Origin of the sequence: Marinomonas profundimaris (genome assembly GCF_000508165.1) — a bacterium.
Classification (GTDB): domain Bacteria; phylum Pseudomonadota; class Gammaproteobacteria; order Pseudomonadales; family Marinomonadaceae; genus Marinomonas; species Marinomonas profundimaris.
In genome coordinates, this window is sequence record NZ_AYOZ01000011.1 from 25,791 (window position 1) to 50,598 (window position 24,808).

General features: G+C 46.9%; 21 protein-coding genes and 1 riboswitch. Of the genes, 12 read left to right on the top strand and 9 right to left on the bottom strand.

Annotated elements, in window-relative coordinates:
* The first annotated feature begins 5 nt into the window (after positions 1-5).
* Positions 6-866 (top strand): energy transducer TonB, encoded by an 861-nt coding sequence (locus D104_RS26030; RefSeq protein WP_024023576.1) that lies wholly within the window; start codon positions 6-8, stop codon positions 864-866.
* 130 nt (positions 867-996) lie between these two features.
* Here the strand turns inward: D104_RS26030 and rpoH are convergent, their stop codons facing one another.
* From rpoH to ftsY, 4 genes are all read right to left on the bottom strand, one after another.
* On the bottom strand, positions 997-1,863 hold the full coding sequence (gene rpoH, locus D104_RS26035; RefSeq protein WP_024023577.1) for an RNA polymerase sigma factor RpoH: 867 nt from the start codon (positions 1,861-1,863) through the stop codon (positions 997-999).
* Between the two features lie 130 nt (positions 1,864-1,993).
* A complete protein-coding gene (ftsX, locus tag D104_RS26040) occupies positions 1,994-3,001 on the bottom strand; it encodes a permease-like cell division protein FtsX (protein WP_024023578.1) in 1,008 nt (335 codons plus the stop codon).
* On the bottom strand, positions 3,002-3,673 hold the full coding sequence (ftsE, locus tag D104_RS26045) for a cell division ATP-binding protein FtsE (protein ID WP_024023579.1): 672 nt from the start codon (positions 3,671-3,673) through the stop codon (positions 3,002-3,004).
* Positions 3,674-3,765: 92 nt separating this feature from the next.
* Entirely contained in the window at positions 3,766-4,992 is a 1,227-nt protein-coding gene (gene ftsY / locus D104_RS26050) for a signal recognition particle-docking protein FtsY (protein WP_024023580.1), read from the bottom strand.
* Positions 4,993-5,166: 174 nt separating this feature from the next.
* Here ftsY and D104_RS26055 point away from each other — a divergent pair, with 174 nt between their 5' ends.
* From D104_RS26055 to D104_RS26105, 11 genes are all read left to right on the top strand, one after another.
* The gene (locus D104_RS26055) at positions 5,167-6,474 is read left to right on the top strand and encodes a hypothetical protein (protein WP_024023581.1); all 1,308 of its coding nucleotides are present in this window, start codon (positions 5,167-5,169) and stop codon (positions 6,472-6,474) included.
* Positions 6,471-7,067 carry a 16S rRNA (guanine(966)-N(2))-methyltransferase RsmD gene (rsmD, locus tag D104_RS26060; RefSeq protein WP_024023582.1) on the top strand — a complete coding sequence of 199 codons (597 nt, stop codon included), beginning with the start codon at positions 6,471-6,473 and terminating at the stop codon, positions 7,065-7,067. The genes D104_RS26055 and rsmD overlap by 4 nt, the downstream gene beginning before the upstream one ends.
* 218 nt (positions 7,068-7,285) lie before the next feature.
* Positions 7,286-9,172 carry a methyl-accepting chemotaxis protein gene (locus tag D104_RS26065; protein WP_024023583.1) on the top strand — a complete coding sequence of 629 codons (1,887 nt, stop codon included), beginning with the start codon at positions 7,286-7,288 and terminating at the stop codon, positions 9,170-9,172.
* A gap of 223 nt (positions 9,173-9,395) precedes the next feature.
* Complete coding sequence (gene metX, locus D104_RS26070) at positions 9,396-10,553, top strand: homoserine O-succinyltransferase MetX (RefSeq protein WP_024023584.1); 1,158 nt, start codon at positions 9,396-9,398, stop codon at positions 10,551-10,553.
* Entirely contained in the window at positions 10,553-11,143 is a 591-nt protein-coding gene (gene metW / locus D104_RS26075; protein WP_024023585.1) for a methionine biosynthesis protein MetW, read from the top strand. Before metX ends, metW begins: the two co-directional genes overlap by 1 nt.
* Before the next feature lie 79 nt (positions 11,144-11,222).
* Complete coding sequence (rdgB, locus tag D104_RS26080; protein WP_024023586.1) at positions 11,223-11,843, top strand: RdgB/HAM1 family non-canonical purine NTP pyrophosphatase; 621 nt, start codon at positions 11,223-11,225, stop codon at positions 11,841-11,843.
* On the top strand, positions 11,840-13,009 hold the full coding sequence (gene hemW, locus D104_RS26085) for a radical SAM family heme chaperone HemW (protein WP_024023587.1): 1,170 nt from the start codon (positions 11,840-11,842) through the stop codon (positions 13,007-13,009). The genes rdgB and hemW overlap by 4 nt, the downstream gene beginning before the upstream one ends.
* A gap of 434 nt (positions 13,010-13,443) precedes the next feature.
* Positions 13,444-15,027: a BCCT family transporter gene (locus D104_RS26090; RefSeq protein ID WP_024023588.1), complete on the top strand. Its 1,584-nt coding sequence runs from the start codon at positions 13,444-13,446 to the stop codon at positions 15,025-15,027.
* Positions 15,028-15,117: 90 nt separating this feature from the next.
* Positions 15,118-15,247: riboswitch (yybP-ykoY riboswitch) on the top strand.
* An 84-nt stretch (positions 15,248-15,331) separates the two neighbouring features.
* Entirely contained in the window at positions 15,332-15,898 is a 567-nt protein-coding gene (locus D104_RS26095; protein WP_024023589.1) for a TMEM165/GDT1 family protein, read from the top strand.
* A 13-nt stretch (positions 15,899-15,911) separates the two neighbouring features.
* A complete protein-coding gene (locus D104_RS26100) occupies positions 15,912-17,756 on the top strand; it encodes a putative nucleotidyltransferase substrate binding domain-containing protein (RefSeq protein ID WP_024023590.1) in 1,845 nt (614 codons plus the stop codon).
* A gap of 27 nt (positions 17,757-17,783) precedes the next feature.
* Positions 17,784-18,485: a 3'-5' exonuclease gene (locus D104_RS26105; RefSeq protein ID WP_024023591.1), complete on the top strand. Its 702-nt coding sequence runs from the start codon at positions 17,784-17,786 to the stop codon at positions 18,483-18,485.
* A 14-nt stretch (positions 18,486-18,499) separates the two neighbouring features.
* Here D104_RS26105 and D104_RS26110 read toward each other — a convergent pair whose 3' ends face one another.
* From D104_RS26110 to D104_RS26130, 5 genes are all read right to left on the bottom strand, one after another.
* The gene (locus D104_RS26110; protein ID WP_024023592.1) at positions 18,500-19,576 is read right to left on the bottom strand and encodes a LacI family DNA-binding transcriptional regulator; all 1,077 of its coding nucleotides are present in this window, start codon (positions 19,574-19,576) and stop codon (positions 18,500-18,502) included.
* Positions 19,577-19,695: 119 nt separating this feature from the next.
* Positions 19,696-21,315 (bottom strand): alpha-glucosidase, encoded by a 1,620-nt coding sequence (locus D104_RS26115; RefSeq protein WP_024023593.1) that lies wholly within the window; start codon positions 21,313-21,315, stop codon positions 19,696-19,698.
* A 96-nt stretch (positions 21,316-21,411) separates the two neighbouring features.
* Complete coding sequence (locus tag D104_RS26120) at positions 21,412-22,512, bottom strand: ABC transporter ATP-binding protein (RefSeq protein ID WP_024023594.1); 1,101 nt, start codon at positions 22,510-22,512, stop codon at positions 21,412-21,414.
* A 72-nt stretch (positions 22,513-22,584) separates the two neighbouring features.
* Entirely contained in the window at positions 22,585-23,727 is a 1,143-nt protein-coding gene (locus D104_RS26125; RefSeq protein ID WP_024023595.1) for a carbohydrate ABC transporter permease, read from the bottom strand.
* Between the two features lies 1 nt (position 23,728).
* Entirely contained in the window at positions 23,729-24,739 is a 1,011-nt protein-coding gene (locus D104_RS26130; protein WP_024023596.1) for a carbohydrate ABC transporter permease, read from the bottom strand.
* Positions 24,740-24,808 lie beyond the last annotated feature (69 nt).

Below are 24,808 nucleotides of genomic sequence, written 5' to 3' on the forward strand. Positions count from 1 at the left end.
ACAGCATGCGAGTAATCGATAAATTCTCTATCGCTCTCTTCATCGCCATCTGCGCTCACGTGCTGATGGTGATGGTGATTGGGTTCGACTTTGAGTTACCAGCGCCCAAACCAAAAACCCTTGAGGTAACGTTAGTTCAACACACGACGAACGCTCCGAAGGACGCGGACTTCATCGCCCAAGCCAATCAGCAAGCAAGCGGTACAGAACTGCGTAAGAAAAAACTCACCACGACGGAAAATGCGCGTTTTTTATCGGATAAGATTCAAGAGATTTCCCCCCCAGTGCAGCCGCAATTGGCTTCAGCTGAACCCATTGATGAACCCAGTTTATTGGCGACAAAAAACCAAGAAGCGGTCTTTGAAATAATCAATGAATCAGAACATGAGCCAAAAACACTGGAAGAACAATTCCGTGGCGAAACGCAAATCCCAAGCCACTTATCCAATGACATTGCCACACTGGAAGCACTGCTCGACCAACAACGCCAATCTTACGCCAAGCGCCCAAGGATTCGACGACTAACATCCGTGTCCGCCAAAGCGGCCATTGATGCACAATACCTAGACGATTGGCGACGTAGAATCGAGCGTATCGGCAACATACATTACCCAGAAGAAGCAAAACGTAACCATTTATATGGCGAGCTACGCCTCGCGGTGATCTTGCTGCCCAATGGCTCTGTGGATGACATTGAAGTGTTACACTCATCTGGAATTCGAGTACTAGATGATGCCGCCATGCGAATCGTTCGCTTGGCTGAGCCTTTTCAAACCTTCCCGAGCGAGCTGAAAAAAGAAGTCGATAAGTTAGAAATTATTCGTACATGGCGATTTGTGGCAGGAAACCAACTGCAGAGCCAATAACCTCAAAGCAACAACCTCAACTCAAAGCAATAGTCTAAAAACACTAGCCCACACATTCCGACAGAAAACAGCAGCCACAAAAAAGCCCTCTTAAAGAGGGCTCTTAATCGTCCTTAAAACAAGCTAACCATCAATCAAATTGACCGTCGCCCATCGCAAGACGTATTTTTTTCATCGCATTTTTTTCAAGTTGTCGAATACGTTCTGCTGATACGCCGTATTCATCCGCCAACTCATGTAACGTCGATTTCGCATCAGACAACCAACGCTGAACAAGAATATTTCGGCTACGCTCATCAAGGTCAGACATCGCCACTTCAAGACGCTGGTTAGAATCTTCTTCCCAATCGCCATTCTCAAGCAAGGTCGCAGGGTCTGCGCGATGATCTTCTAAATACTGTGACGGCGCTTTAAATGCAGTTTCATCATCGTCATCTGCCGATGCATCGAATGCCATATCTGAAGAACTCAAACGCCCTTCCATTTGGCGAACCACTTCAGGCGTCACGCCTAAATCGCTAGCAACAGACTCGACTTCTGAATTACTGAACCAAGACAGCGTCTTCTTCGCGCTGCGTAAGTTAAAAAACATCTTACGTTGCGCTTTCGTTGTCGCGACTTTCACGATACGCCAGTTTTTCAGAATGAATTCATGAATCTCGGCTTTAATCCAATGCACGGCAAAAGACACAAGTCGAACGCCTACCTCAGGGTTAAAACGTTTCACGGCTTTCATCAAGCCAACATTGCCTTCTTGAATCAAGTCACCTTGAGCCAAACCATAGCCTGAATAGCTTTTCGCAATGTGCACAACAAATCTTAAATGTGACATGACCAATGTGCGTGCGGCTTCAAGGTCTTCTTGATAATAAAGACGCTCAGCCAACGCTTTTTCTTCGTCAGCGGTTAAAATTGGAATACGACTAACGGCTTGAATATAGGACTCTAGGTTCTGACCTGGAATCATCATATCTGTAGGCTGGAGAGTTTTACCCATCTCTGTTACCACCTTTATCATTGTTCATACTGTGTATGACAAAATACTACCAAGTAAAATCTGCGTGTGTGTGACATAAATGTGAATAAATCATGGCTATTATCTTAATACTGATATTCGCCCATTATGGTCACTGCAGTTCAATATTTGCTATATGTCGATTAACCGCGATCCACGCGCCAACAACACCAACAAACGCACTAATAGTTAAACATAAAACAATCTCATCTGCATTAAAAGTCTGCAGCTGAAAACCACTTTGATACAAGTCAATCAATCGCTCTGCTGGTGCACTTACCCACCAGCTAAGCAAGAGAATACAAAGGCTAGCGAAAAATCCGCCGAGCACGCCAAACCAAAAACCCATATACAAAAATGGTCGACGAATATAGGCGTCTGTTGCTCCAACTAATTTCATAACCAAGACTTCATTACGGCGACTTTCTACCGCCATTCTGATGGTATTACCCACGATCAAAAACACGGCGACCACCAACAAAACAGACAAGGCATACACAAATCGTTGCCCAAAACTCAGTATATTCGCAAGACGCTGTAACCATTGTGCATCGAGTTCTGCATATTCCACTTCTTTTTGAGCATCCAGTTGGTCACGTAATGCTTGCAGACTAGACAAGGTTGTCACATCAACGGTTTCTTTCGGAATAACGCGCAATACGATCGGCAATGGGTTTTCCGGTAACGAAGACATAATTTGCTCATAACCACTTGAACGCTCGAAATACCTCAAGCCTTCTTCCTTAGAAATATACTCTACCGACGCCACGTCCTCTTGAGCGGAAATACGATGCGACAACGCCAACGCTTGTGTGTCTTCCAAACCGGGGAAAAGGTAGAGTGTAATAACCGATTGCTGCTCCCATTGATCCGTAACGGATTGCACATTCTTCAATAAAACATACAAGCCACCGGGCAAAGACAACGCAATGGCAATCACCATGACTGTCATCACACTCGCTAAAGGGTAGCCCAGCAAGCGCATAAAACTTTCGGTTAATGTGGCTTGATGCTGACGAAAGTATTTAGCCGGTTGAAAAACCGTCCGTGTCGGCCAATTATGCTTGGTGGCTTTTATGGATTCGCGTGTCGCGCCTCGTTGGTTCGGCTTCTGTGCCATTTAGCCAAACCCTCCATCGTTCACCATTCGACCTTGATTCAAGGTCAACACGCGATGACGCATACGCGCCACCAACGCCAAATCATGGCTAGCGACCAATACCGTCACGCCAACGCGGTTAAATTCTTGAAAAAGGTTCATGATTTCAGCGGATAATTTAGGGTCCAAATTACCCGTTGGCTCATCAGCCAACAATAACTGTGGCTTATTCACCACTGCGCGGGCAATACCGACGCGCTGCTGTTCGCCGCCAGACAAGGCCATTGGATTGTATTTCTCTTTGTCTAACAACCCCACTTTGTCCAACGCGGCACGAACACGTTTGGCAATTTGTTGAGGATCCGCGCCGCTTACTTGAAGCGGCAACGCCACGTTATGGAAAACACTTCGATCTAATAACAACTGATGATTCTGGAAAACAACGCCAACTCGACGCCTGTGGTGCGGAATCGCTCGGCGGCTCAAGGTGCGTAAATCGACCCCATCCACCAAAATTTGCCCAGAAGTTTGACGCTCAATCATCATCATGAGTTTCATTAAGGTGCTTTTACCCGCACCAGAATGCCCAGTAAGAAACGCCATTTCACCCTGACGCAAATGAAAACTCACTTGCGACAACGCTTCTTGTCCGCTCTCGTACTTTTTACCCACTCGTTGAAATTCGATTTCCACGCTAATTCAGCATCCTTAGATTAGAAAGAAACAGACCCTAACACGCCTTATTCTTGATCAAACTATTCACTATCAAGCTATTCATTATCAAGCTATTCATTATCAAACAAAGCGTCTACAAACTCTTGGGCAACAAAAGGACGCAAATCGTCGGCCTGCTCGCCAACGCCAATGTAACGTATCGGCAAACCAAACTGCTTTGCAATCGCGAAAATGATACCGCCTTTTGCCGTTCCATCCAATTTTGTCAACGTGATACCACTCACACCAACGGCCTCGGAAAACAGCTTAGCCTGACTGATGGCATTTTGACCAGTGCCTGCATCAAGAACGAGCATGACTTCATGAGGTGCATGCACATCCAGCTTTTTCATCACGCGAACGACTTTTGATAACTCGTTCATCAAGTTGGCTTTGTTCTGCAAACGACCCGCGGTGTCTGCGATCACAACGTCGATGCCTTTGGCTTTAGCGGATTCTATCGCATCATAAATAACCGACGCAGAATCAGCACCCGTATGCTGAGCCACCACCGGAACCTTGTTGCGCTCGCCCCATACTTCAAGCTGCTCAACCGCCGCCGCACGGAAAGTATCGCCTGCCGCCAACATAACGCTTTTGCCTTCGGCCTGATATTTCTTCGCCAGCTTGCCAATGGTTGTGGTCTTACCGACACCATTCACGCCCACCATCAAGATAACAAAAGGTCCGTCCTGACTCGTTGGATCAAGCTCTTTTTGAGACTGGTCCAGAATACCTTCCATATCGGCTTTCAAGTGCGTCAATAAAGTGTCTGAATCTTTCAATTCCTTGCGGTTCAATTTTTCTGTCAAACCGTCTATTAATGCCTGCGTTGCATCGATCCCAACGTCCGCCATCAACAACTGGGTTTCCAGTTCTTCTAACAAGTCATCGTCGACTTTTTTACTTACGCCAATGACCGCCGCCAAACCATTGCCTAATCCACCGCGCGTTCGAGACAAACCAGACTTAATACGCTGCGCCCACGACAATGTCGGTTGTGGGTCAACGTCTGGTGTTTCTTCTACGGTTTGAGAAGACTCGCTTGTCGCTTGCGCTGTAGAATCCAGCTTATCATCAGAAGTTTCGGCCAACACAGACGATTCTGCTAACGTGTCCGATGCATCTCTACCCTTTTTCTTCGCGGCGGCGATATCTGCATTCAATTTATTCACAAAGCGACGACGAATAACAAACGCCACAATCGCTAACAAGGCACCAATGAGGATTGGTATATAACGAGCATATTCACCAAGATACGGTGTGAAAAAAGCAATGATCTGATTAACAACTTCCATTCAATCGGTCTCTTTATTTTGACTGATGCAGTAAGCACCAGTGAAATGCTATGATTAGACACTGCGCCACATACATGGACGCTTAAAAACGATTATTTTAACACCATTCTGGCTCGCAAGCAGGCTTAGTTTCACGCAAACATACGCTTAACAACCATCGCCTCAAGGTTCATTATGTTCGACAGCGACAAACCTCTCTTTAGCCGACCAGTTTTATCGGCTGTAATGCTATTTTGCACACTTGCCATCTGGCTATTAACCCTAACCGCACCCAGCAGTAAACTGCCGATTCCCATACTAGAAACCTGGACAACCACGTCGGGGGTTCCTGTCATTTGGTTAAAACAAGAACAATGGAAAGACAGCACGAAACTCGAAATTCGTCTTTCATTCCGGTCCGGAACCCCCAACACAACACTGGCGCAAACAACATTAGCCATGTTGATGAGTGATTCGCTGCCATTGAGCACCGCCTCGATTAACCAAAGGCTGACCCCGCTTGCTGCCAAAGCAAGCAGCTATTACGACCATGAAAACCAAACCATTGGCTTAACTCTCAGTAATGAGCCTCGCTACTTGGTTCCCACCCTGTCATTGGTGAATCATTGGCTCAACGCGCCCGATTTCAAGCGCCGAACCTTCGAGCAGTGGCAACGCCAACACAAAGCAACGCCACCACTGCAACACCAGCTCGAACAAGCATTATTTTCAAATCAGGACGCATCGGTCGATCAAAGCGACAAACACAGCATCACTCTGGAACAAGTGTCCGCCTATTATCAAGGCTTAAAAAACACGGCGGTAAGTATTGCCATCATTGGGGATATGTCGCCAGAAGCCAAACAAACAGTTCAACGCGCGATCAATTCAATCAGCCATGATTATAAATTATCGAGTGCATCCTTGAAGACCCACGGGTTCAACCCAAGCCATACCGGTTCTCAACATAAGACAGACGCACTGTGGCAAAGTGGCAGCGCGGTAGCACTCACACCGATGGTCACAGTCAAAGAATGGATCAGCTTACAGCTGTGGGGAACAGATTTGGTCAGCACGCTAAATCAGCAGCCTGCCATCGATTTTGTTCAGCTCGCTCTCACTTTATCGGCGAATCAACCTTGGGCGCGATGGAACATTCAATATGCGGATGCCCTATCAATCACCAGCGCAGAAAAGCAACCTTCTAAAGTGGATGCCAAGCACTTCATTTATTCGGAACAGATTCCGTCAGCGACCGATAAAAAAGCCTTTGATACCTTATTTGACACCTTCAAAGCTCAGCTGGAAAAGCAAGCGCTATCGCCCATTTGGTGGAGCCACATCGCCACACAAGTCACTCATGAAGATGGCCAACTGACATTGACTCAGTTTGCCAGCGACTACAAAGACGCCATCGACAGTTACACCATAGAAGACTACCAAGCGTCCCTCAAACAGTTATTAAAACCATCGTCCTACCAAGAGATTCAGGTTTACCAATGAGAAAAAGCACTCCCAACACCACACACAAAAACAAAGCAAAGGCTTCCAAGCTGCGAATTATTTCAGGTGAATGGCGATCACGCCAATTGCCAATACCTGATATTGAAGGCTTGCGCCCCACACCAGACAGAGTACGCGAAACCTTATTTAACTGGATCAATCATCATGTTCCGGGCGCGGTGTGCGGCGATTTCTTTTGTGGCTCTGGCGCCTTGGGATTAGAGGCCTTGTCACGAGGCGCGAAACACCTCACTTTTGTCGACAACTCTCGTATTGTTTCGCAACAAATGACCACTAACTTGACTACGCTGGGCGCAACCAACGCCGATGTCATCGCGCAGAACGCCGCGGCATTTTTGGATTCGGCGACGCCACGCCCGATGGACATTATTTTTCTCGATCCTCCGTTTCGAAAGGGTTGGCTAGCGCAAATCATTCCATTGCTGGAAAAGGGCTGGCTCGCGGATCGTGCGCTCGTTTACATAGAAATGGAAAAAGAAGCCTCACTTCCTGCGCTACCAATACACTGGTCTTTAAAGAAAGAAAAAAACGCCGGACAACTTGTCTATCGTCTATTTGAAATTGCCAAATAACCCATTCCAAAGCCCTGACCAAAACAGGGCTTCTTTCTTTTTTCAGCAAATCATCGCCCCAAAATAGCGCGGCGGACATCGCACCAATACCTATCCTTTCCGCCAAACTCCGCTATATTAAAAGATGTATTTTTAGCACGATGCTTGCATAGACCAATGTCTCTGCGTGCCATTTATGTGCACATCATTTAACCGCCCCAACGCACAGGAAGGTCATTATGTTGGCAAACCTATCCTTTAAAGCAAAGCTCTTGATTCTGCTCATCACCGCAATTCTGGGATTCATCATTGTGACATTTGTGGCCATGGGAGGCCTTTCCTCTCAACAAAAAGCCAACAACGAACTGTTAACCCTTTCGAAGATACAGGCATCAAACGACCTACTTCGTATTCATTTGCTGGAAATAGCCGATAGTATTCGATCCATCTCGGTGGAAAACTACGACGAATACCTTGCAAGCGCCAACAAACAAATAGAAGAGAACGACGCCATCATCGGCGCCAACATTGAAAGAGCGCAAAATGAAGACCTTAAACAGGTACTCGATGACAGCCTGGTTGAAATAAACCGCTATAGCCAAGCGCTGATTGCCTTGATCAAAGTTCGCTACATTATTGGCTTCGATTCGTCTTCAGGGTTACGTGGTGCCATAGACAAAATGGGCACAGAAATCAGTGAAGATATTAAAAAACTCAGCCTCTTAAAACGTGAATTCACCAACGTCCGCAAAGCGGAAGCCAGCTATCTATCCGATCCGACCGAAAGTGACTTAGACGCTTTTAACGACAGTTTTATGCGTTTTGACAACCGTATTGAGAACTTTGGTTTTCAAGAAACCCATGGTGTAAAAGCCAATGCGTATCGAGAGGCTTTACTTCAATATGGCAAAGAATTCCAAGTACTTGACCAAGCAGAAGCCACTTTTAGCGCCGAAAAAGATCAATTCGATGCCGGTCAACTCAAGGCAAACCAGCTTATTAATACTCTGTTTTTACAAGCCGAAGCAGAATCAGAAACCAGCTCAGCTCAAGCCAATGCCATGCTGCTCGGCGTCAGTATTGCCGTCAGTATTGCTGCCGGGCTATTAATGATGGCCATTGGGCGCAGCGTCAACATCACCTTGCAGAACATCATTACCGATCTCAACAAAGTCAAACAAGGCGACATGTCTTCTAAAGCTTTGGTCAACAACAAGCGCAACGACGAATTCGACCAGTTGAGTCAATCCCTGAATGAAATGACCCACGGTCTAGGAAATGTCCTAAAAGATGTGGTCTTCACCACAGGTCAAGTCAGCACCATGTCCACCGACTTAAACAACACCATTGGTAGCATCGCCAACAGCAACCACTTGGTGAACCAACGCACGCATTCATTGGCCAGCGCAACGGACGACATCTCCAGTCGATTAAACGAATTGTCCAGTACCACCAGCGATTTGAAGTCGCAATCGAACGAAACCTATCAGTCTGCAAAATCGGGCGCAGACACGATCAAAATGGTACTCAGAAGCATCACGGACACCGTGAGTATCGTTAACCAAACCAGCCAGCAACTCGACGAGCTGGGCCGATTGTCAAAAAATATCGACAGCGTCATTGCGATGATCAACGACCTTGCGAGCCAAACCAACTTACTCGCCCTGAATGCGGCCATTGAAGCCGCGCGGGCAGGCGAAGCGGGACGAGGGTTTTCCGTGGTGGCCGATGAAGTGCGAGCATTAGCGGAAAAAACCGTCGACGCCACGTCGAAAATCACCGACATTGTCAGCACCATCCAACACTCAACGCAAACCGCCATCACCACCATGGAAAGCGGACAAGACAATCTAAAAATCATCAGTGAAAACGGCAACAAAGCACAAGACGCCATGCGAGACATAGAAAGCAATGCCATGACAGGATCGCAATCCACCGACGCCATGGCCAACGCCATTCAAGATGTTGCCAGCACCGCCATTCAAATGAGCACGGAGATGGAACAAATCGCTCAACAACTTAACCAAGACACCAGCTCCATTGATATCTTGGCCGACAAAACCAAGCAGATTCAGCAGCTCTCAGAACAGCTGGCGGGTAAGACTCAAGTCTTTACGCTCGTGTAAGCCAAACCAAACCGTGTCTAGATCGTTTTCGAAAACGACCTAGACGCGTTTTTTCCCTCTTTTGTTTTCGCTTTCAATCCTTTGATGACACGATCCGCCCCTTGATGACACTAGGCGCAAACGCTAGACTGTGTGGCATCATTCATCGATAACCCTTCCCATGCGTCTTCACGGGAATTCGAGCACTTTCACTAGGGCTTTACTTTAGGATAAAAACAAACCTATGCCGGACGTCATTCCAGCCGACTCTGTTGGTATTGTTACGCCACAGATTGCGCAATTCGAGACACCGTTGGCGCTGTCATGCGGACAAGTTCTGTCCTCGTACCAACTGACCTACGAAACCTATGGCACGCTGAACGAACAGGCGTCCAATGCCATTCTGATTTGCCATGCGCTGAGCGGCGATCACCACGCCGCAGGTTACCACGCGATGTCGGACACAAAACCCGGTTGGTGGGATTCGGCCATCGGGCCAGGCAAAGCCATCGATACCAATCGTTTTTTTGTTATTTCACTGAACAACTTAGGCGGTTGCTGTGGTTCAACAGGGCCAACTAGCATCAACCCAGAAACAGGCCAGCGCTGGGAAGCCAACTTCCCAATTGTGACGGTAGAAGATTGGGTTGAAAGCCAAGCGCGCCTCGCTGATTTACTCGGCATTCAAACCTTTGCGGCAATTGTTGGTGGCAGCCTTGGCGGCATGCAAGCCTTGGAATGGAGCATTCGTTTTCCCGATCGCTTAAAAAACGCGATCATTGTGGCGTCTGCGCCGAAGTTATCGACACAAAATATCGCGTTCAACGAAGTTGCGCGTCAGTCGATTCGCCGCGATCCTGACTTTTTTGACGGCAACTATTTGAACCATGATTCCGTGCCAACCAACGGCCTTGGCTTGGCTCGCATGTTGGGCCACATCACGTATTTATCGGACGATGCCATGGGCGCCAAATTTGGTCGTCAAATGCGCCATGACAGCTACCAATACAACTACGGCATTGAGTTCGAAGTCGAAAGCTATCTGCGGTATCAAGGCGAAGCTTTTACCAAACGTTTCGACGCCAATACTTATATGTTAATGACCAAAGCGCTCGACTACTTTGATCCTGCGGCGCAAGCAGACGGCGATTTAGCGGCGGTACTGAGCAAAGCAAAATGCGAGTTTTTATTGGTGTCTTTTACCACCGACTGGCGTTTTGCGCCGGAGCGCAGCGAAGAAATCGTCAACGCGCTCATTAAAGCAGGCAAGCCCGTTTCGTACGCGAAAATTGAAGCTGAAGAAGGTCATGATGCGTTTCTGTTCCCGATTCCGCGTTACATGACCTTATTACAAACCTTTTTAAACCGTGTTGCCAATCGCTTAACGACGGAGGCCAACTAATGCGTTCTGACTTAGAAATGATCGACGAATGGATTCAGCCTAACATTCGTGTACTCGATTTGGCTTGTGGCCCAGGCGAGTTACTTCATCACCTTATTGAGAACAAAAAAGTCAGTGGTTACGGCCTTGAAATCGGCCCTGACGACTTGAATACCTGTATCGAAAAAGGCATTCCCGTTTTGGATCAAAACATCGACGAAGGTTTGCAAAACTTTGACGATCAGAGTTTTGATCTTGTGCTGATGACTCATGCACTGCAGCAATTTCGTCGTCCTGATTTGTTGATCGATGAAATGTTGCGCATTGGCAAAGAATGCATCATTACTTTTCCGAACTTTGGACACTGGCGCAGCCGACTTCACCTTGCGCTAAAAGGCCGTATGCCAGTGTCAGATTTCTTGCCGTACAACTGGTATGACACGCCCAACATTCACTTTTTCACCTTTGAAGACTTTGAACGCTTGTGCCGTGAGAAAGACATCAAAATTTTGCGTTGGGCCGCGGTTGATGGGCATTTGAAAGACCACTGGTGGATTCGCTCTATGCCAAACCTGTTCAGCGAAACGGCGATTTTCCACATCAGTCGCTAAGCCAAACATCGCGTTACACATCACACACAAAGGCGGCCAATAAGCCGCCTTTGTTACAGAATACTAAGAGGAAACTCCGGTGAATAAAACCATCGTTCTAGCCAGCAACAATGCCGGTAAAATAAATGAATTCAATGCGTTACTCAGTGATATGGGCATCGACGTCAAACCGCAAAGTGACTTTAACGTCGAAGAAGCCGAAGAAAACGGCTTAAGCTTTATTGAGAATGCTATTTTGAAAGCGCGCAATGCGTGTGCTCAAACTGGCTTGCCTGCGTTGGCCGATGATTCCGGCATTGAAGTGGATTATCTCGATGGCGCGCCGGGCATTTATTCGGCGCGTTTTGCGGGCGAACATGGCAACAACGACGCAAACAACGCATTGCTCTTGGAAAAGCTAGACGGCGTTGCCGAACAAGATCGCACCGCCCGCTTCCATTGCGTTTTGGCTTATATGCGCCATAAAGACGATCCAACACCCCACGTATTTCACGGCGTTTGGGAAGGCCGTATCATGACCTCAAACGAAGGCCTAGAAGGCTTTGGTTACGACCCTGTCTTTTACGTGCCAGAGTGCGGCTGCAGCGCAGCCAGCTTACCGAAAGAAATCAAAAACCAAATCAGCCATCGCGCAAAAGCACTCAAACAACTTTTTACCGCGTTTCAACAAGGTGATGTTCCGTTGAGTAACCCATTGTGAGCAACCTTTTGCCTCCGCTGAGTCTGTATATACATTTGCCTTGGTGTGTACGGAAATGCCCTTATTGTGATTTCAACTCCCATCAAGCGGACCGTTTTGAAACCAATGGCAAGCTGCCAGAAGACGCTTATTTAGCACAATTGCTCGCAGACTTAGACGCCGACTTACCTTATGTTGCTGGTCGCCCAATCCAAACGGCGTTTATCGGTGGCGGCACGCCAAGCTTAATGAGCGAAGACTTTTACTATCGTTTGATGGACGCTTTACGCGAAAAGTTAACCTGGGTTGATGGCGCGGAAATCACCATGGAAGCCAATCCAGGTACGTTTGAGCAGGAAAAATTCAGCCATTTTCGTCAAGCGGGCATCAATCGACTTTCTATTGGGATTCAAAGTTTCCAGCCAAACCTGTTGAAAACCCTAGGAAGAATCCACAACCGAGAAGAAGCCATACACGCTGTGGATAAGTCGAGAGCCGCTGGCTTCGACAATATTAACCTCGATTTGATGCATGGCTTACCTGATCAAAGCCTAGAGATGGCCATGGAAGACTTGTCTCTTGCCATCGAACTGAACCCTGAACACTTGTCTTGGTATCAGCTCACCATCGAACCCAACACCGAATTTTATCGCCGCCCTCCTACCCTGCCAGAAGACAATACCTTGTGGGGCATTCAGGACGAAGGTCAAGCGCTGCTCGCTCAGCATGGTTATGCGCAATATGAAGTCTCTGCCAACTCGAAAAAAGATCGCCGCGCAGCACACAATCTCAACTATTGGCGCTTTGGCGATTACATCGGCATTGGTGCGGGAGCACACGGAAAGATCACATTACTTAATGGTCAAATATTTCGTACACGAAAGACACGACACCCAAATCATTACTTAAATAATCTACCAGAAGCCTTGGCCATCAAAGACGCCATCGAGCAAGCAGATTTACCGCTTGAGTTTATGATGAACCGCTTACGCTTATTTGAAACGTTTGATTTAAAAGATTATGAACGCTTCACTTACCAAAAAGTACCAAACTTTCTAATAAATGCCTGCGAAACAGCATTAAAGCAAGGATTGTTAGAGACCAATGAATGGCAAAATCAGCGCATTAAAACCACAGAAAAAGGCAAATTATTCCTCAATGAATTGCTGGAACTCTTCCTTCCTTAGCCTGTCGTTTTGTTTACTATAATTTGACATCTAACTAAATTGATGTAACCCTTGCGTGGTTAAGAACAAAAAAAGGCCATCTTTGATGGTCTTTTTTTGTTCTATTGGAAGTGTAAAATCTAGTGTGTTTTTCAATAGAGAATGTCTTTTCAAACACCAAAACAAAGCTGTCGCTTTATTCCTTTTTTAGCAAGGTCATCTTTCTCAACAGGCCGCCAAACTCTTATTGGATACAGCGTCAAACAAGCTGCGTTGCAACCTCTACAACGTTAGATGATCAATCCATTGCTGAAATGGAACAATATACGTCGTATTAAGAACAACCTGACAGTGGAAATACTTTTAGTGTTGGATTAACGAAATTGTATAAAAAACGTTCAGGTTTGTTTTCGTTTAGATAAATTGGAAAATTTCACTTATACAGGAGAGTATTTATGAGTAATAAAGTACCTGACAGTGGTCGGGCAGAATACAACACATCGTACAAAGTAGGACAAGATAACGTACAATTTCTTGGGCTAGATGTACTTAACCCTGTATTCAGCACAAGCGCCATCATCATTTTTGCATTCATCTTAGGCAGTATCTTATTCCCTGCTGATGCTAGTGCACTTTTATCAGGAGCAAAAAGCTGGTCAATCAATAATTTTGATTGGTTCTTTATGGTCTCTGGTAATATTTTTGTTCTTTTCTGCCTACTATTGATTGCCCTTCCTCTCGGGAAGATTCGCCTTGGTGGAACAGAAGCAAAAGCAGAACACTCAACCATCACGTGGTTTTCGATGCTGTTCGCCGCAGGCATGGGTATTGGCTTAATGTTCTGGAGTGTTGCAGAACCTGTTGCCTATTACACCGGCTGGTACGGTACGCCATTTGACGTCGTTGCAAACACACCAGAAGCAAAAGACGCGGCCATGGGCGCAACCATGTTCCATTGGGGTCTTCATCCTTGGGCAATTTATGCGGTTGTCGGCCTTTCTTTGGCGTTCTTCGCGTACAACAAAGGCTTGCCTCTGACGATTCGTTCTGCTTTTTACCCGTTATTCGGTGAGAAAGTATGGGGCGGAATTGGTCACGTAATCGACGTTATTTCGGTCATCGCGACGATCTTTGGTTTGGCAACATCCCTTGGTTTTGGCGCGCAACAAGCCACCAGCGGCCTGCACTTTTTGTTTGGTATTCCCAATACATTAATGACGCAAATCGTGGTGATTATTGCCGTAACGGCCGTCGCGATTATTTCGGTAGCTCGTGGCCTAGAAGGCGGCGTTAAGCTTCTGTCTAACGTCAACATGATCATTGCAGCGGCTCTGGCGTTGTTTATTGTGATCGTGGGTAACACGGGCGCTATTTTTGCGGCAATGGGTTCTTTCTTCTTGAGCTATGTTGAAAATATCATTCCGCTCAGTAACTGGATTGGCCGTGAAGACGAAACCTTCTACCACGGGTGGACAGTGTTCTACTGGGCTTGGTGGATTTCCTGGTCACCATTTGTCGGCATGTTTATCGCCCGCGTTTCTCGTGGTCGTACCGTACGTGAATTCATTGTTGCTGTGCTATTAGTACCAACCGTTGTGTCTCTTGTTTGGATGTCTATTTTCGGTGGTTCTGCACTAGAACAAGTTGAAAATGGCGTCGGCGCATTGGCCAATGGCATTACTGATTCGTCGCTTGCAATGTTCCAAATGTTCGCTAGCTTGCCGCTTACGTCTATCACGTCGTTCGTGGGTATTATTCTAGTATTGGTCTTCTTCGTTACCTCTTCTGATTCGGGTTCTTTGGTTATCGACGGCATCACCGCTGGTGGTAAAACCGATGCACCGATGATTCAGCGTGTATTCTGGGCCGTTCTAGAAGGTATCATTGCGATCGCTCTCCTTGTTGGTGGCGGTTCTGAAGCACTGGGTGCGATTCAAGCAGCAGCCATCACGATTGGCTTACCGTTTACCTTGCTCATGCTGGTCATGTGTGTGAGTTTGTGGAAAGGGTTACACAGCGATATTCACCTTTATAAATAAGTATTCCTTTATAAAGTAATATCTTTTTTAAAAAACAACGCGAATGGCCATGGCAGTTCGCGTTGTTTTTTTTTGGCAAATACTCTATTATCAGCGCCTTCTTAGGGGAGTAATCTTCTTTGCATATACAATTTTTTGTACTGCAAAGATTCTTTGTCAACATAATTGAGCCTCACGCTCGTGGCAAAGAAGTCCTGATACGATGCAAATCGACAGGATTGGTGAGACTTAAGACAACGACTTGGCTCAGGTGGGCACAGGTTATTGTCTTATGTTTTATAGCCCACCTAGGACCTATCAAAAAATGGAAGCTCTCGTCACTTCTATCTCTACCGTTGCTCTTGCTGAAATGGGCGATAAAACCCAACTTTTAGCGTTATTTCTTGCCACTCGTTTTGCGTCTAAAATGTCAATTGTGATGGGCATTCTTTTTGCCACGCTATTCAATCATCTTTTATCCGCTTGGCTTGGTGTCGAAATCGCTCGTTGGATTCCCGAAAGTGCCATCAGTTGGATTGTGGGCTTAAGCTTTATCGCTGTTGGATTGTGGTTATTGATCCCAGACAAAGACGACAGCGAAGAAAATAGCATGCTGAAATACGGAGCGTTTGGCGCAACCTTTGTGTTGTTCTTCCTTGCTGAAATTGGCGACAAAACGCAAATCGCCACGGTTTTATTAGGCGCTCACTATGGCAGTGTGTGGATGGTCTTGCTAGGCTCAACCTTAGGCATGATGTTAGCAAATGTGCCGGTTGTGTTTGCAGGTCGGTGGATAATGGACAAAATTAATGCCGATCGAACCAGACAACTCGCCTGTTTGCTCTTCCTTATCATGGGTGTCATCACGATAGCGTCGCCGCTGTTGTCATAACTAGGATTATGAGATGGATGTTGAATTAACCGAAATACTCGAAGCACTGTGTCAGCACGCTCCGTTCAATGAGATAGCAGAAGACCCGCAACTCAACGACATGAGTAAAGAAATAGAAGTCCAATATGTTCGAGCGGGTGAATGGGTAATCGCACCAAGCACGTTGAACAATACACTCTACTTTATTCGTAGCGGCGCCATTGAGGTGCTAAACAAAGAGGAAAAGTTAATTCGACGCATGAACGAAGGCGAGCTATTTGGTTACGCTTCTCTTTTACGAGGCGGGAACTCCTCGCAATCCATGCGCACCATAGAAGACAGTTTGCTGTATTGCATTCCCGCCCGGTGGTTTCGCAAACTGTATGAGGAAAACGATAATTTTTCCGACTTTTTTGAGCTCACTCGAGAAGCGCGCTTGCGTACCGCGATGGTGTCTCAAAGCTCTGACGTGTCTTTAATGACGTGTCCTGTTGTCAGCTTATTAAGAAGGCCGCCGATCAGCACACCGATGGATTCCAACATTCGTTTAGCCGCACAAATCATGTCGGAAAACCGCATCTCTAGTTTGCTAATTACCGATAAAAACGAACTCATCGGCATTGTCACAGACCAAGATTTGCGCACGCGAGCCGTGGCGAATGGCCTTGCTTATGACACGCCAGTTGCCGACATCATGACGCGAGATCCGATTGTCATGGACAGCCTCGACTTTGCATCCGAAGCCGTATTGAAAATGATGTCGCGCAATATTCATCATATTCCGATCATGAAAGCAGGTCGCCCAATCGGCGTTATTAATCTCGGCGACATCGTGCAAAAAGAAAGTCATGGCAGCGTCTATCTGATCAGCGATATTCTCAAACAAAATGACATTCAAGGCTTACAAGCCATCAGTCATAAAATGACACACACGTTTAATCAGCTCGTCGTCGCGGATGCGAATACACAAATGATCGGCAATGCCATGTCACACATTGGCATCACCTTTGTAAAACGCCTCTTACAACTTGCCGAAGAAAAATTTGGCCCTGCACCTGTGCCCTATTGTTTTATTACCCTCGGCTCACAAGCCAGAGAAGAACAAACCATTAAAACAGACCAAGACAATGCGATGATTTTAAGCGATGAGTACGACGAGCAGCAACACGGCGAGTACTTCAACAAGCTGAGCGACTGGGTTTGCCACAACCTAGACCTTTGCGGTTATGCGCTCTGTACTGGCGACATCATGGCCTCTAATCCGCGCTGGCGTCAGCCGCTCAAAGTATGGAAAGAAAATTTCAGCGATTGGATTAAAAAGCCAAAAGCAGAAACCTTACTGCATCTGTCTATCTTCTTTGACTTAAGAGGCATCTACGGAGACAACGCCTTAGCCAAGCAGCTGAACCAACACATACGCCAAGAAGCCAAACAGCATCCTCGTTTCTTAAGCCATATGGCGCGTAATACCAGTCAACGCAAGCCGCCACTGGGCTTTTTCAGACAATTCGTATTGGATGGCGAAGGCAAACAGTCACGTACGTTCAACCTCAAAGAAAGAGGCATTTCGCCGATTATCGACATCGTTCGAGTGCATGCGCTGGCGTGTGGCAGTGATCGACTCAATACCTTGGAACGCCTCAAAGACATAGAAGCCGCCGGCTTACTGCCTGCCGGTCGTGCCAAAGATTTGGCCTTGGCATTAGAAATGATCGGGCTGGTTCGGATTCGGAGCCAAAAAGACCAAATCGAAGCGGGAGAAGAACCCACGAACCACGTCAACCCTGAAAACTTGTCGTCTTTCGAAAAGCGACACTTACGAGACGCTTTTCAGATTGTTGCTCGTCAGCAAGAATTTATTAAATTTCGCTACGCCTAAACGCGCTACTAACTTGAGAGGTCATCCGTGAGCCACCAAACCAAAGACGACATCCAAGACTGGCAAATCATGTTCGCAGAATGGGCCGAAGAAGCCCCAGAAGGACCACTAAAGCGCTATTATCAAGCAGGCATAGTGGCGCCGAATACCGCCTTGAAAGACACTCCATTGCTGGCATTGGATTTGGAAACCACGGGGTTAGACCCAAGTAAAGATGAAATTATCAGTCTGGGATTAATACCGCTCAACCACAAAACCATTCGTTGCCAAGGGGCAAAATATTGGATGGCAAAACCGGAGCGCGCGCTCAATTCCGAGTCCGTTACCATCCACGAAATCACTCACACAGAATTAGCGGAAGCTCCCACGCTAGAAGCGATTTTAGACGACATATTATTGGCGATGGCAAAGCAGGTTGTTGTTGTGCATTGTGTCGCCATTGAGCGGCAGTTCTTACTCAATGCGGCCATGGAAATATACGGCTATCCGTTCTATTTTCCCGTCCTCGATACCATGGACATTGAGCGCCAAGCCACTTTCAAACCATGGTGGAAACGTTTTGGCAGAGCGCCTTCGTTACGGTTAGACGCGTGCCGCCAGCGCTATCACTTGCCTCGGTACAAGGCACATCACGCGCTAACAGATGCCCTGTCTTCCGCTGAACTCTTACAAGCACAAATTGCCTATCATCTTGACCCTAACGCCGATATTTCAAACTACTGGCTCTAGCGCCATGAGCAGTATTACGCCAGTGCAGGCTCAATAACCAAAGGGCAACTTTCACGAACAATCAGCTCCGTCTCAAGCACCACATCCTTTGCTTCACGCAGTCCTAAAAACACTTCAGCGGCGACACGGCCTTTCTCCACCGTTTGTTGATGAATCGTGGTTATCGACGGGTGAATGTTTTCACTCTCGGCGATGCCATCGAATCCGACTACTTGTAAATCTTCCGGCACTCGCAACCCCATGTGCAATGCCGCTTGCACGGCGGCAATCGCAATACAATCACTCATGCACAACAAAAGTTGAGGACGACTTGCCATGCCGAGCGCTTCTCGTGCGGCTTGATAGGCTAACTTATGACTGTTTTCAGGAATGTTCCAAATGTGCTCGGAAGACACCGATATACCTTGCTCTTCCAACGCTTCAAAATAGCCATAAAGACGCTGAATGGAAATGGAGGCCGCGCGATCAAACATTTCGTCTTCACGCACCCGACAAACTCGATCGGTATCCAAAAGGCTTAAACCTAAAATCGCCACGTTATCTGGCTTATGCGTCAATGCGTGGCGAGCAATTCGATACGCACCTCTGTGATTTTCAATGTTTACCGACGTCGTACCAGGAATGAAACTGTCGACGGTTATGATGTTTTTATTAGGCATTAACCAAGGCGCGTTGATGCATTGCTGTGGCTTATGGCCATAAACAATAAAGCCATCCACCATCGACGATTGCATGCGACTTTGGGCGTCTTGTTCCACTTGATCGGAAGACAAGAGCAGCATGTTGTATTCATTGGCTTCAAACACTTCCGCCATGCCCTTCAGAAATTGATTTGCCACGGGATCGGTTAAGCTGTAGCTCAAATCATCCGACAACACCACGCCGACAATGCCCGTTCGACCCGTTCGCAAACTGCGCGCGGCGGCATTTGGGCCAAAGTAGCCCATTTTTTCGCACTCACTCAGAATGTTTTCGCGCAAATTAGCCGATAACTGATCCGGTCGATTGAAAGCATTCGAAATGGTGGCAGTAGAGACTTCAAGTCGATCTGCGACATCTTTTAACGTCAGTTTCTTTATGTCTTTCTTCATACAAACACTCACAACAACACAGCGTTTTTTTGCAAACAAGCCGATTTACAGGATGCAAATCGGCCCAGTTCAACAAAACCTGCTCTAAAAAAGTGGCGCCTCAGTGTCAGAGGGAAACGCTAAGACAACTTAGCGTAACAAGCCTGATAAGCCGGCAGTATCAAATTATTTCCATCCAATGTCGACGAGAAACCATGACCTTGCAAGACCTCAGCGACGTCTGTGGTTAAGGTACCCTGTTGCGTTTCGTTGGTCATGTTCAATACCACCAACAAGCGAGTACCTTCGTATTCACGAACCAACGCAATCAACTGACCGTTACCCACATCCACTTGAGACAACTCACCATTGACCAACGCAGGTTGCGCTTGACGCCAATGGATCAGTTGACGAACCTTGTGCAACAAGGAATTTGGATTCGCTTCTTGCGTCGCCACACTCAAAGGCAAATGCGCTTTATCAACGGGCAACCAAGGCTCAATCGTTGAGAATCCACCTTGCGGTGTGTTTTCCCAAACCATTGGCGTACGACAGCCATCACGACCTTTAAAGACAGGCCACAACGGAATGCCGTAAGGGTCTTGAATGCGTTCAAACGGCACGTTCGCTTCCGGCAAACCAAGTTCTTCCCCTTGATACAAACACACACTGCCGCGCAACGATAAAATGAGCGCCATCGCAATCAGTGGATACGCTTCGCCGTCTTCTTCTGCGCCCCAACGAGTACGCGAACGCACAACGTCGTGGTTGGACAACGCCCAGCAAGGCCAACCGTCGCCCACAATGTCGTTCATGTTGGCTAAGGTTTTTCGGATGTATTCTGGAGAATGCGGCGTATTCAAGAAATCGAAGGTATACGCCATGTGCAATTTATCACCACCTGACGTGTATTCCGCCATGCGTTTCAATGGGAAGTCGTCGCCAATTTCACCCACCATGGTGCTGCCTGGGTACTCGTCCATCATGACGCGCAAGTCTTTTAAGAAGTCTAAGTTTTCAGGGCGACTTAAGTCGTATACATGTCGTTGGTAAGTGTATGGATTATCGTGCGGTGCCCCCATGGTTTTAGGCTCGCCCGCCGGTACTGGCGGATTGTCTTCCAAGCCTTCACTGTGGAAATAGAAGTTCACCGTATCCAAGCGGAAGCCGTCCACACCAAGCTCTAGCCAAAAACGCATGTTATCTAAATGCGCCTGACGTACTTCTGGATTATGGAAGTTAAAATCTGGCTGAGACTCTAAGAAGTTATGCAAATAATACTGCAAACGACGGCTGTCCCATTTCCACGCGCTGCCACCAAAAATCGACAGCCAATTGTTTGGCGGTGAGCCATCTGGTTTAGGATCCGACCACACATACCAATCGGCTTTTGGATTGGTTTTGTCCTGACGACTTTCCTCAAACCAAGGATGAACGTCCGCAGAATGACTGATCACTTGGTCAATCATTACTTTTAAGCCCAACGCATGAGAGCGATCGACCAAGGTTTTAAAATCGGCCAAACTGCCAAACATCGGATCAATGTCGCAATAGTCCGACACATCGTAGCCAAAGTCTTTCATTGGTGAAGTAAAGATAGGCGATAACCAGATCGCATCCACACCCAATGACGCGACATAATCCAGCTTGCTTGTAATGCCCGCTAAATCACCAACGCCATCGCCAGACGCATCCATAAAACTACGCGGGTAAATTTGATAAATTATCCCGCCTTTCCACCAGTTAAGATTGGTTGTCATCAAGACTCTCCAAAAAAGATAAAACTAGGGGCAATACCAACGCATTGCCCCATTCTCATTAACAAAATTCGACGTTTTTATTCACGCGCTGGTTCATTAGCCTTTGCGTAAATAAGACTGCTCTTTCTCATCAAACAAATGCATTTTTTCAGGCTGTGCCGCCAAAAACACTGTGTCACCACGTTTAATGGATAACGTGCCAGCTTGTTTCGCAATCACCATTTCTTCGGCGCCGGGAATGTTCACATACAACAAGGTCGCTTCACCTAAGGATTCAACGAACGACACCGTACCAGAAAACAGACTCTCGTCTTCGGCTGATACAACGGTTAAATCTTCTGGACGAATACCGAAAAACGCGGCTTTGGCTTGCTCACTCGCTTCCGTCACAATCGGTGTTTGAATGGACGCCGATGCAGACAAAGACACCAAGGTCTGTTCGCCGGTTTGTTCAATACGACAAGGTACGATGTTCATCGCGGGCGAACCAATAAATTTCGCCACAAACACGTTTTCAGGGTGTTCGTATAGCTCAAGCGGCGAGCCGACTTGCTCGATATTGCCGCCAGACAACAGCACAATACGATCCGCCAATGTCATGGCTTCGACCTGATCGTGTGTCACATAAATCATCGTCGACTCAGGCATGCTGTCTTTTAGGTTGGCAATTTCCATACGAGTCGCCACACGTAATGCCGCGTCCAAGTTAGATAACGGCTCATCAAACAAAAAGACCTTTGGACGACGAACAATGGCACGACCAATCGCCACACGTTGACGTTGACCACCAGAAAGCGCTTTCGGTAAACGGCCCAAATACGGCGTCAGTTGCAACATATCGGCGGCTTTACGCACTTGCTGATCGATGTCTTCTTTGCTTACTTTTGCAATCTGTAAACTGAACGCCATGTTGTCGTACACCGTCATATGCGGGTACAAGGCATAACTTTGGAATACCATCGCAATGCCACGCAATGCGGGCGGCACATCGTTCACCACTTCCCCATCAATTTCCAATGTTCCTGCTGAGATTTCTTCTAGGCCGGAAATCATGCGCAACAAGGTGGATTTACCACAACCAGATGGACCAACAAAGACAATAAACTCGCCTTTTTTGATGTCCAAATTGATGTCTTTTAGTACTTCAACGTGATTCGAATAAATTTTCTTAACATGGGTTAACTTAACATCTGCCATGATTCTACTGCCTCAATCTAAAGTCATACCTTAGGTGAGGAGCAAACGCTCTACTCACCTGCGTAGGTTGTTTTATTTCACCGAGCCTGCCAACAAACCGCGCACTAAATAACGCTGTAAGCCGAAGAAGACACACAAAGGAATAATGATGGTAATAAACGCAGACGCCGTCAGGATTTCCCAGTTACCACCACGCGAGCCTAACAGTTCACGCAATTGACCCGTTAACACCATGTGCTCAGCATCGTTACCAAGGAACACCATGGCAATCAGCAAATCATTCCATACCCAAAGGAATTGGAAGATGGCAAAAGACGCCAATGCAGGAAATGACAACGGCAGCACAATCTTACGGAAAATATCGAAATCAGACGCGCCATCAACACGCGCCGATTCAATGATTTCTCTCGGTAATCCGACAATGTAGTTACGCAATAAATAAATCGCCAAAGGCAAACCAAAGCCCGTATGCGCAAGCCAAATCCCCACATAGGTTTTTGAGCCCACGCCAAAGAACTCGCCAATCATGTTGTAGCTTTTCAACAATGGAATCAGCGACATTTGAAGCGGAACCACCAACAAACCAACCACCGCAGCAACGAGCAAAGCACGACCTGGGAAACGCATCCAGGCAAGCGCATACGCCGCAAACGCCGCGACTAAAATCGGAATGATCGTCGCTGGTATTGTCACCGTTAAGGAATTAATAAAAGACTGACCTAAACCTTCCGCACTCAATACTTCACGGTAGTTTTCTAACGTAAAACGAGGCGGGGTTTCCGCTGTATAAAAAATACGTTGTCCACGAGAACCTTTCCATTCGGATGGGGAGGAAAACAGGTAATCGCCATTTTCCATCACTTGCAACGTCTGGCCTTTTTTCAGTTCAGCTACTACGCCAACATCAAATTCATCTGGTCTTAATGAGCTTGAGCCAAATTTGGTAATTTCACCCGCGTCGCCTTCAAACAGATTTCCGCTAATGACATAGCGATCCCCTACTTGAGTTTGTGCTTTAGGCTCATGCGCTCTAGCAACCAAACGTTGTTCTGATGTAGACAATGCGGTCCACCAGCCAGACGTCGACAATTGACTCTTATCTCGAATGGACGAGATGAACAAACCCGCGGTCGGAATCGTCCAAATAATCACGAGGAATAAAACCGTCGCATGCACCAAATAGGTTAATGGCGTGCGTTTAGAGGACGTAATCATATTAACGACCCTCCATTTCTTCATTGGCGCGTCGAATGTTCCACACCATAATAGGAATAACCAAGACCATAATGACCAACGCAATCACTGCGCCACGACCAAAGTCACCACCGCCATTAAACATCCAACTAAACATCTGATTAGCCAACACTTGTGTTCCCCACTGCGCATTCGTCATCGCTAGAACAATGTCGAATACTTTCAATACCAAGATAGTAATCGTGGTCCAAACAACCGCGATGGTTCCCCAAATTTGTGGCACCATGATTTTGTAGAAAATTTGAAAGCCATTCGCCCCATCCAATACCGCTGCTTCAATGGTTTCGTCAGGAATACCGCGCAATGCGGCCGACAAAATAACCATGGCAAAACCAGTTTGAATCCAGACTAAAATCACCATCAAAAAGAAATTGTTCCAAATCGGAATCGTGAGCCAAGTCTGAGGCTCGCCACCGAAAAAGACGACTAAGGCATTCAATAAGCCAATTTGATCTTCGCCACCAGTGCGGAAATCGTAAATGAACTTCCAAATAACCGACGCGCCAACAAAAGAAATCGCCATTGGCATAAAAATCAGGCTTTTAGCAATATTGCCCCACCAAATACGATCCGTCATGGTCGCGATAATAAGACCAAAAAACGTGGCCGCTGTCGGCACCACAATCAGCCACAGCATGTTATTGCGAAAAGATTCATAGAATTCATCGCTGCTAAATAACCATTTGTAGTTAGATAGTCCGACAAACTCCTCGCCGCTACGCCCATAAAAGGACAAGCGAATGGACTCAAGCACAGGATAGAAAAGATAAAATGTCAGCAATAAAACCGCTGGTCCCAAAAACAACCAAGGACGAATTGTATTCGCCACGCGTAGATTGCGTGCGACCTCTTTGGCCGCCCCACTTTTGGTTGGGAAAATTTTATCTAAGAGGAAGTTTGAGCCATAAAAATAAGCGGCACACCCCATAACACCTAGGATCATGGTCACTAACGCTGTGGCAAGCTGTCCCATAGAATCTCCATAAAATATCAATGCAGTGACAAGTAAACGCGGTGCTTCTTGCCACTAACAAACACATAC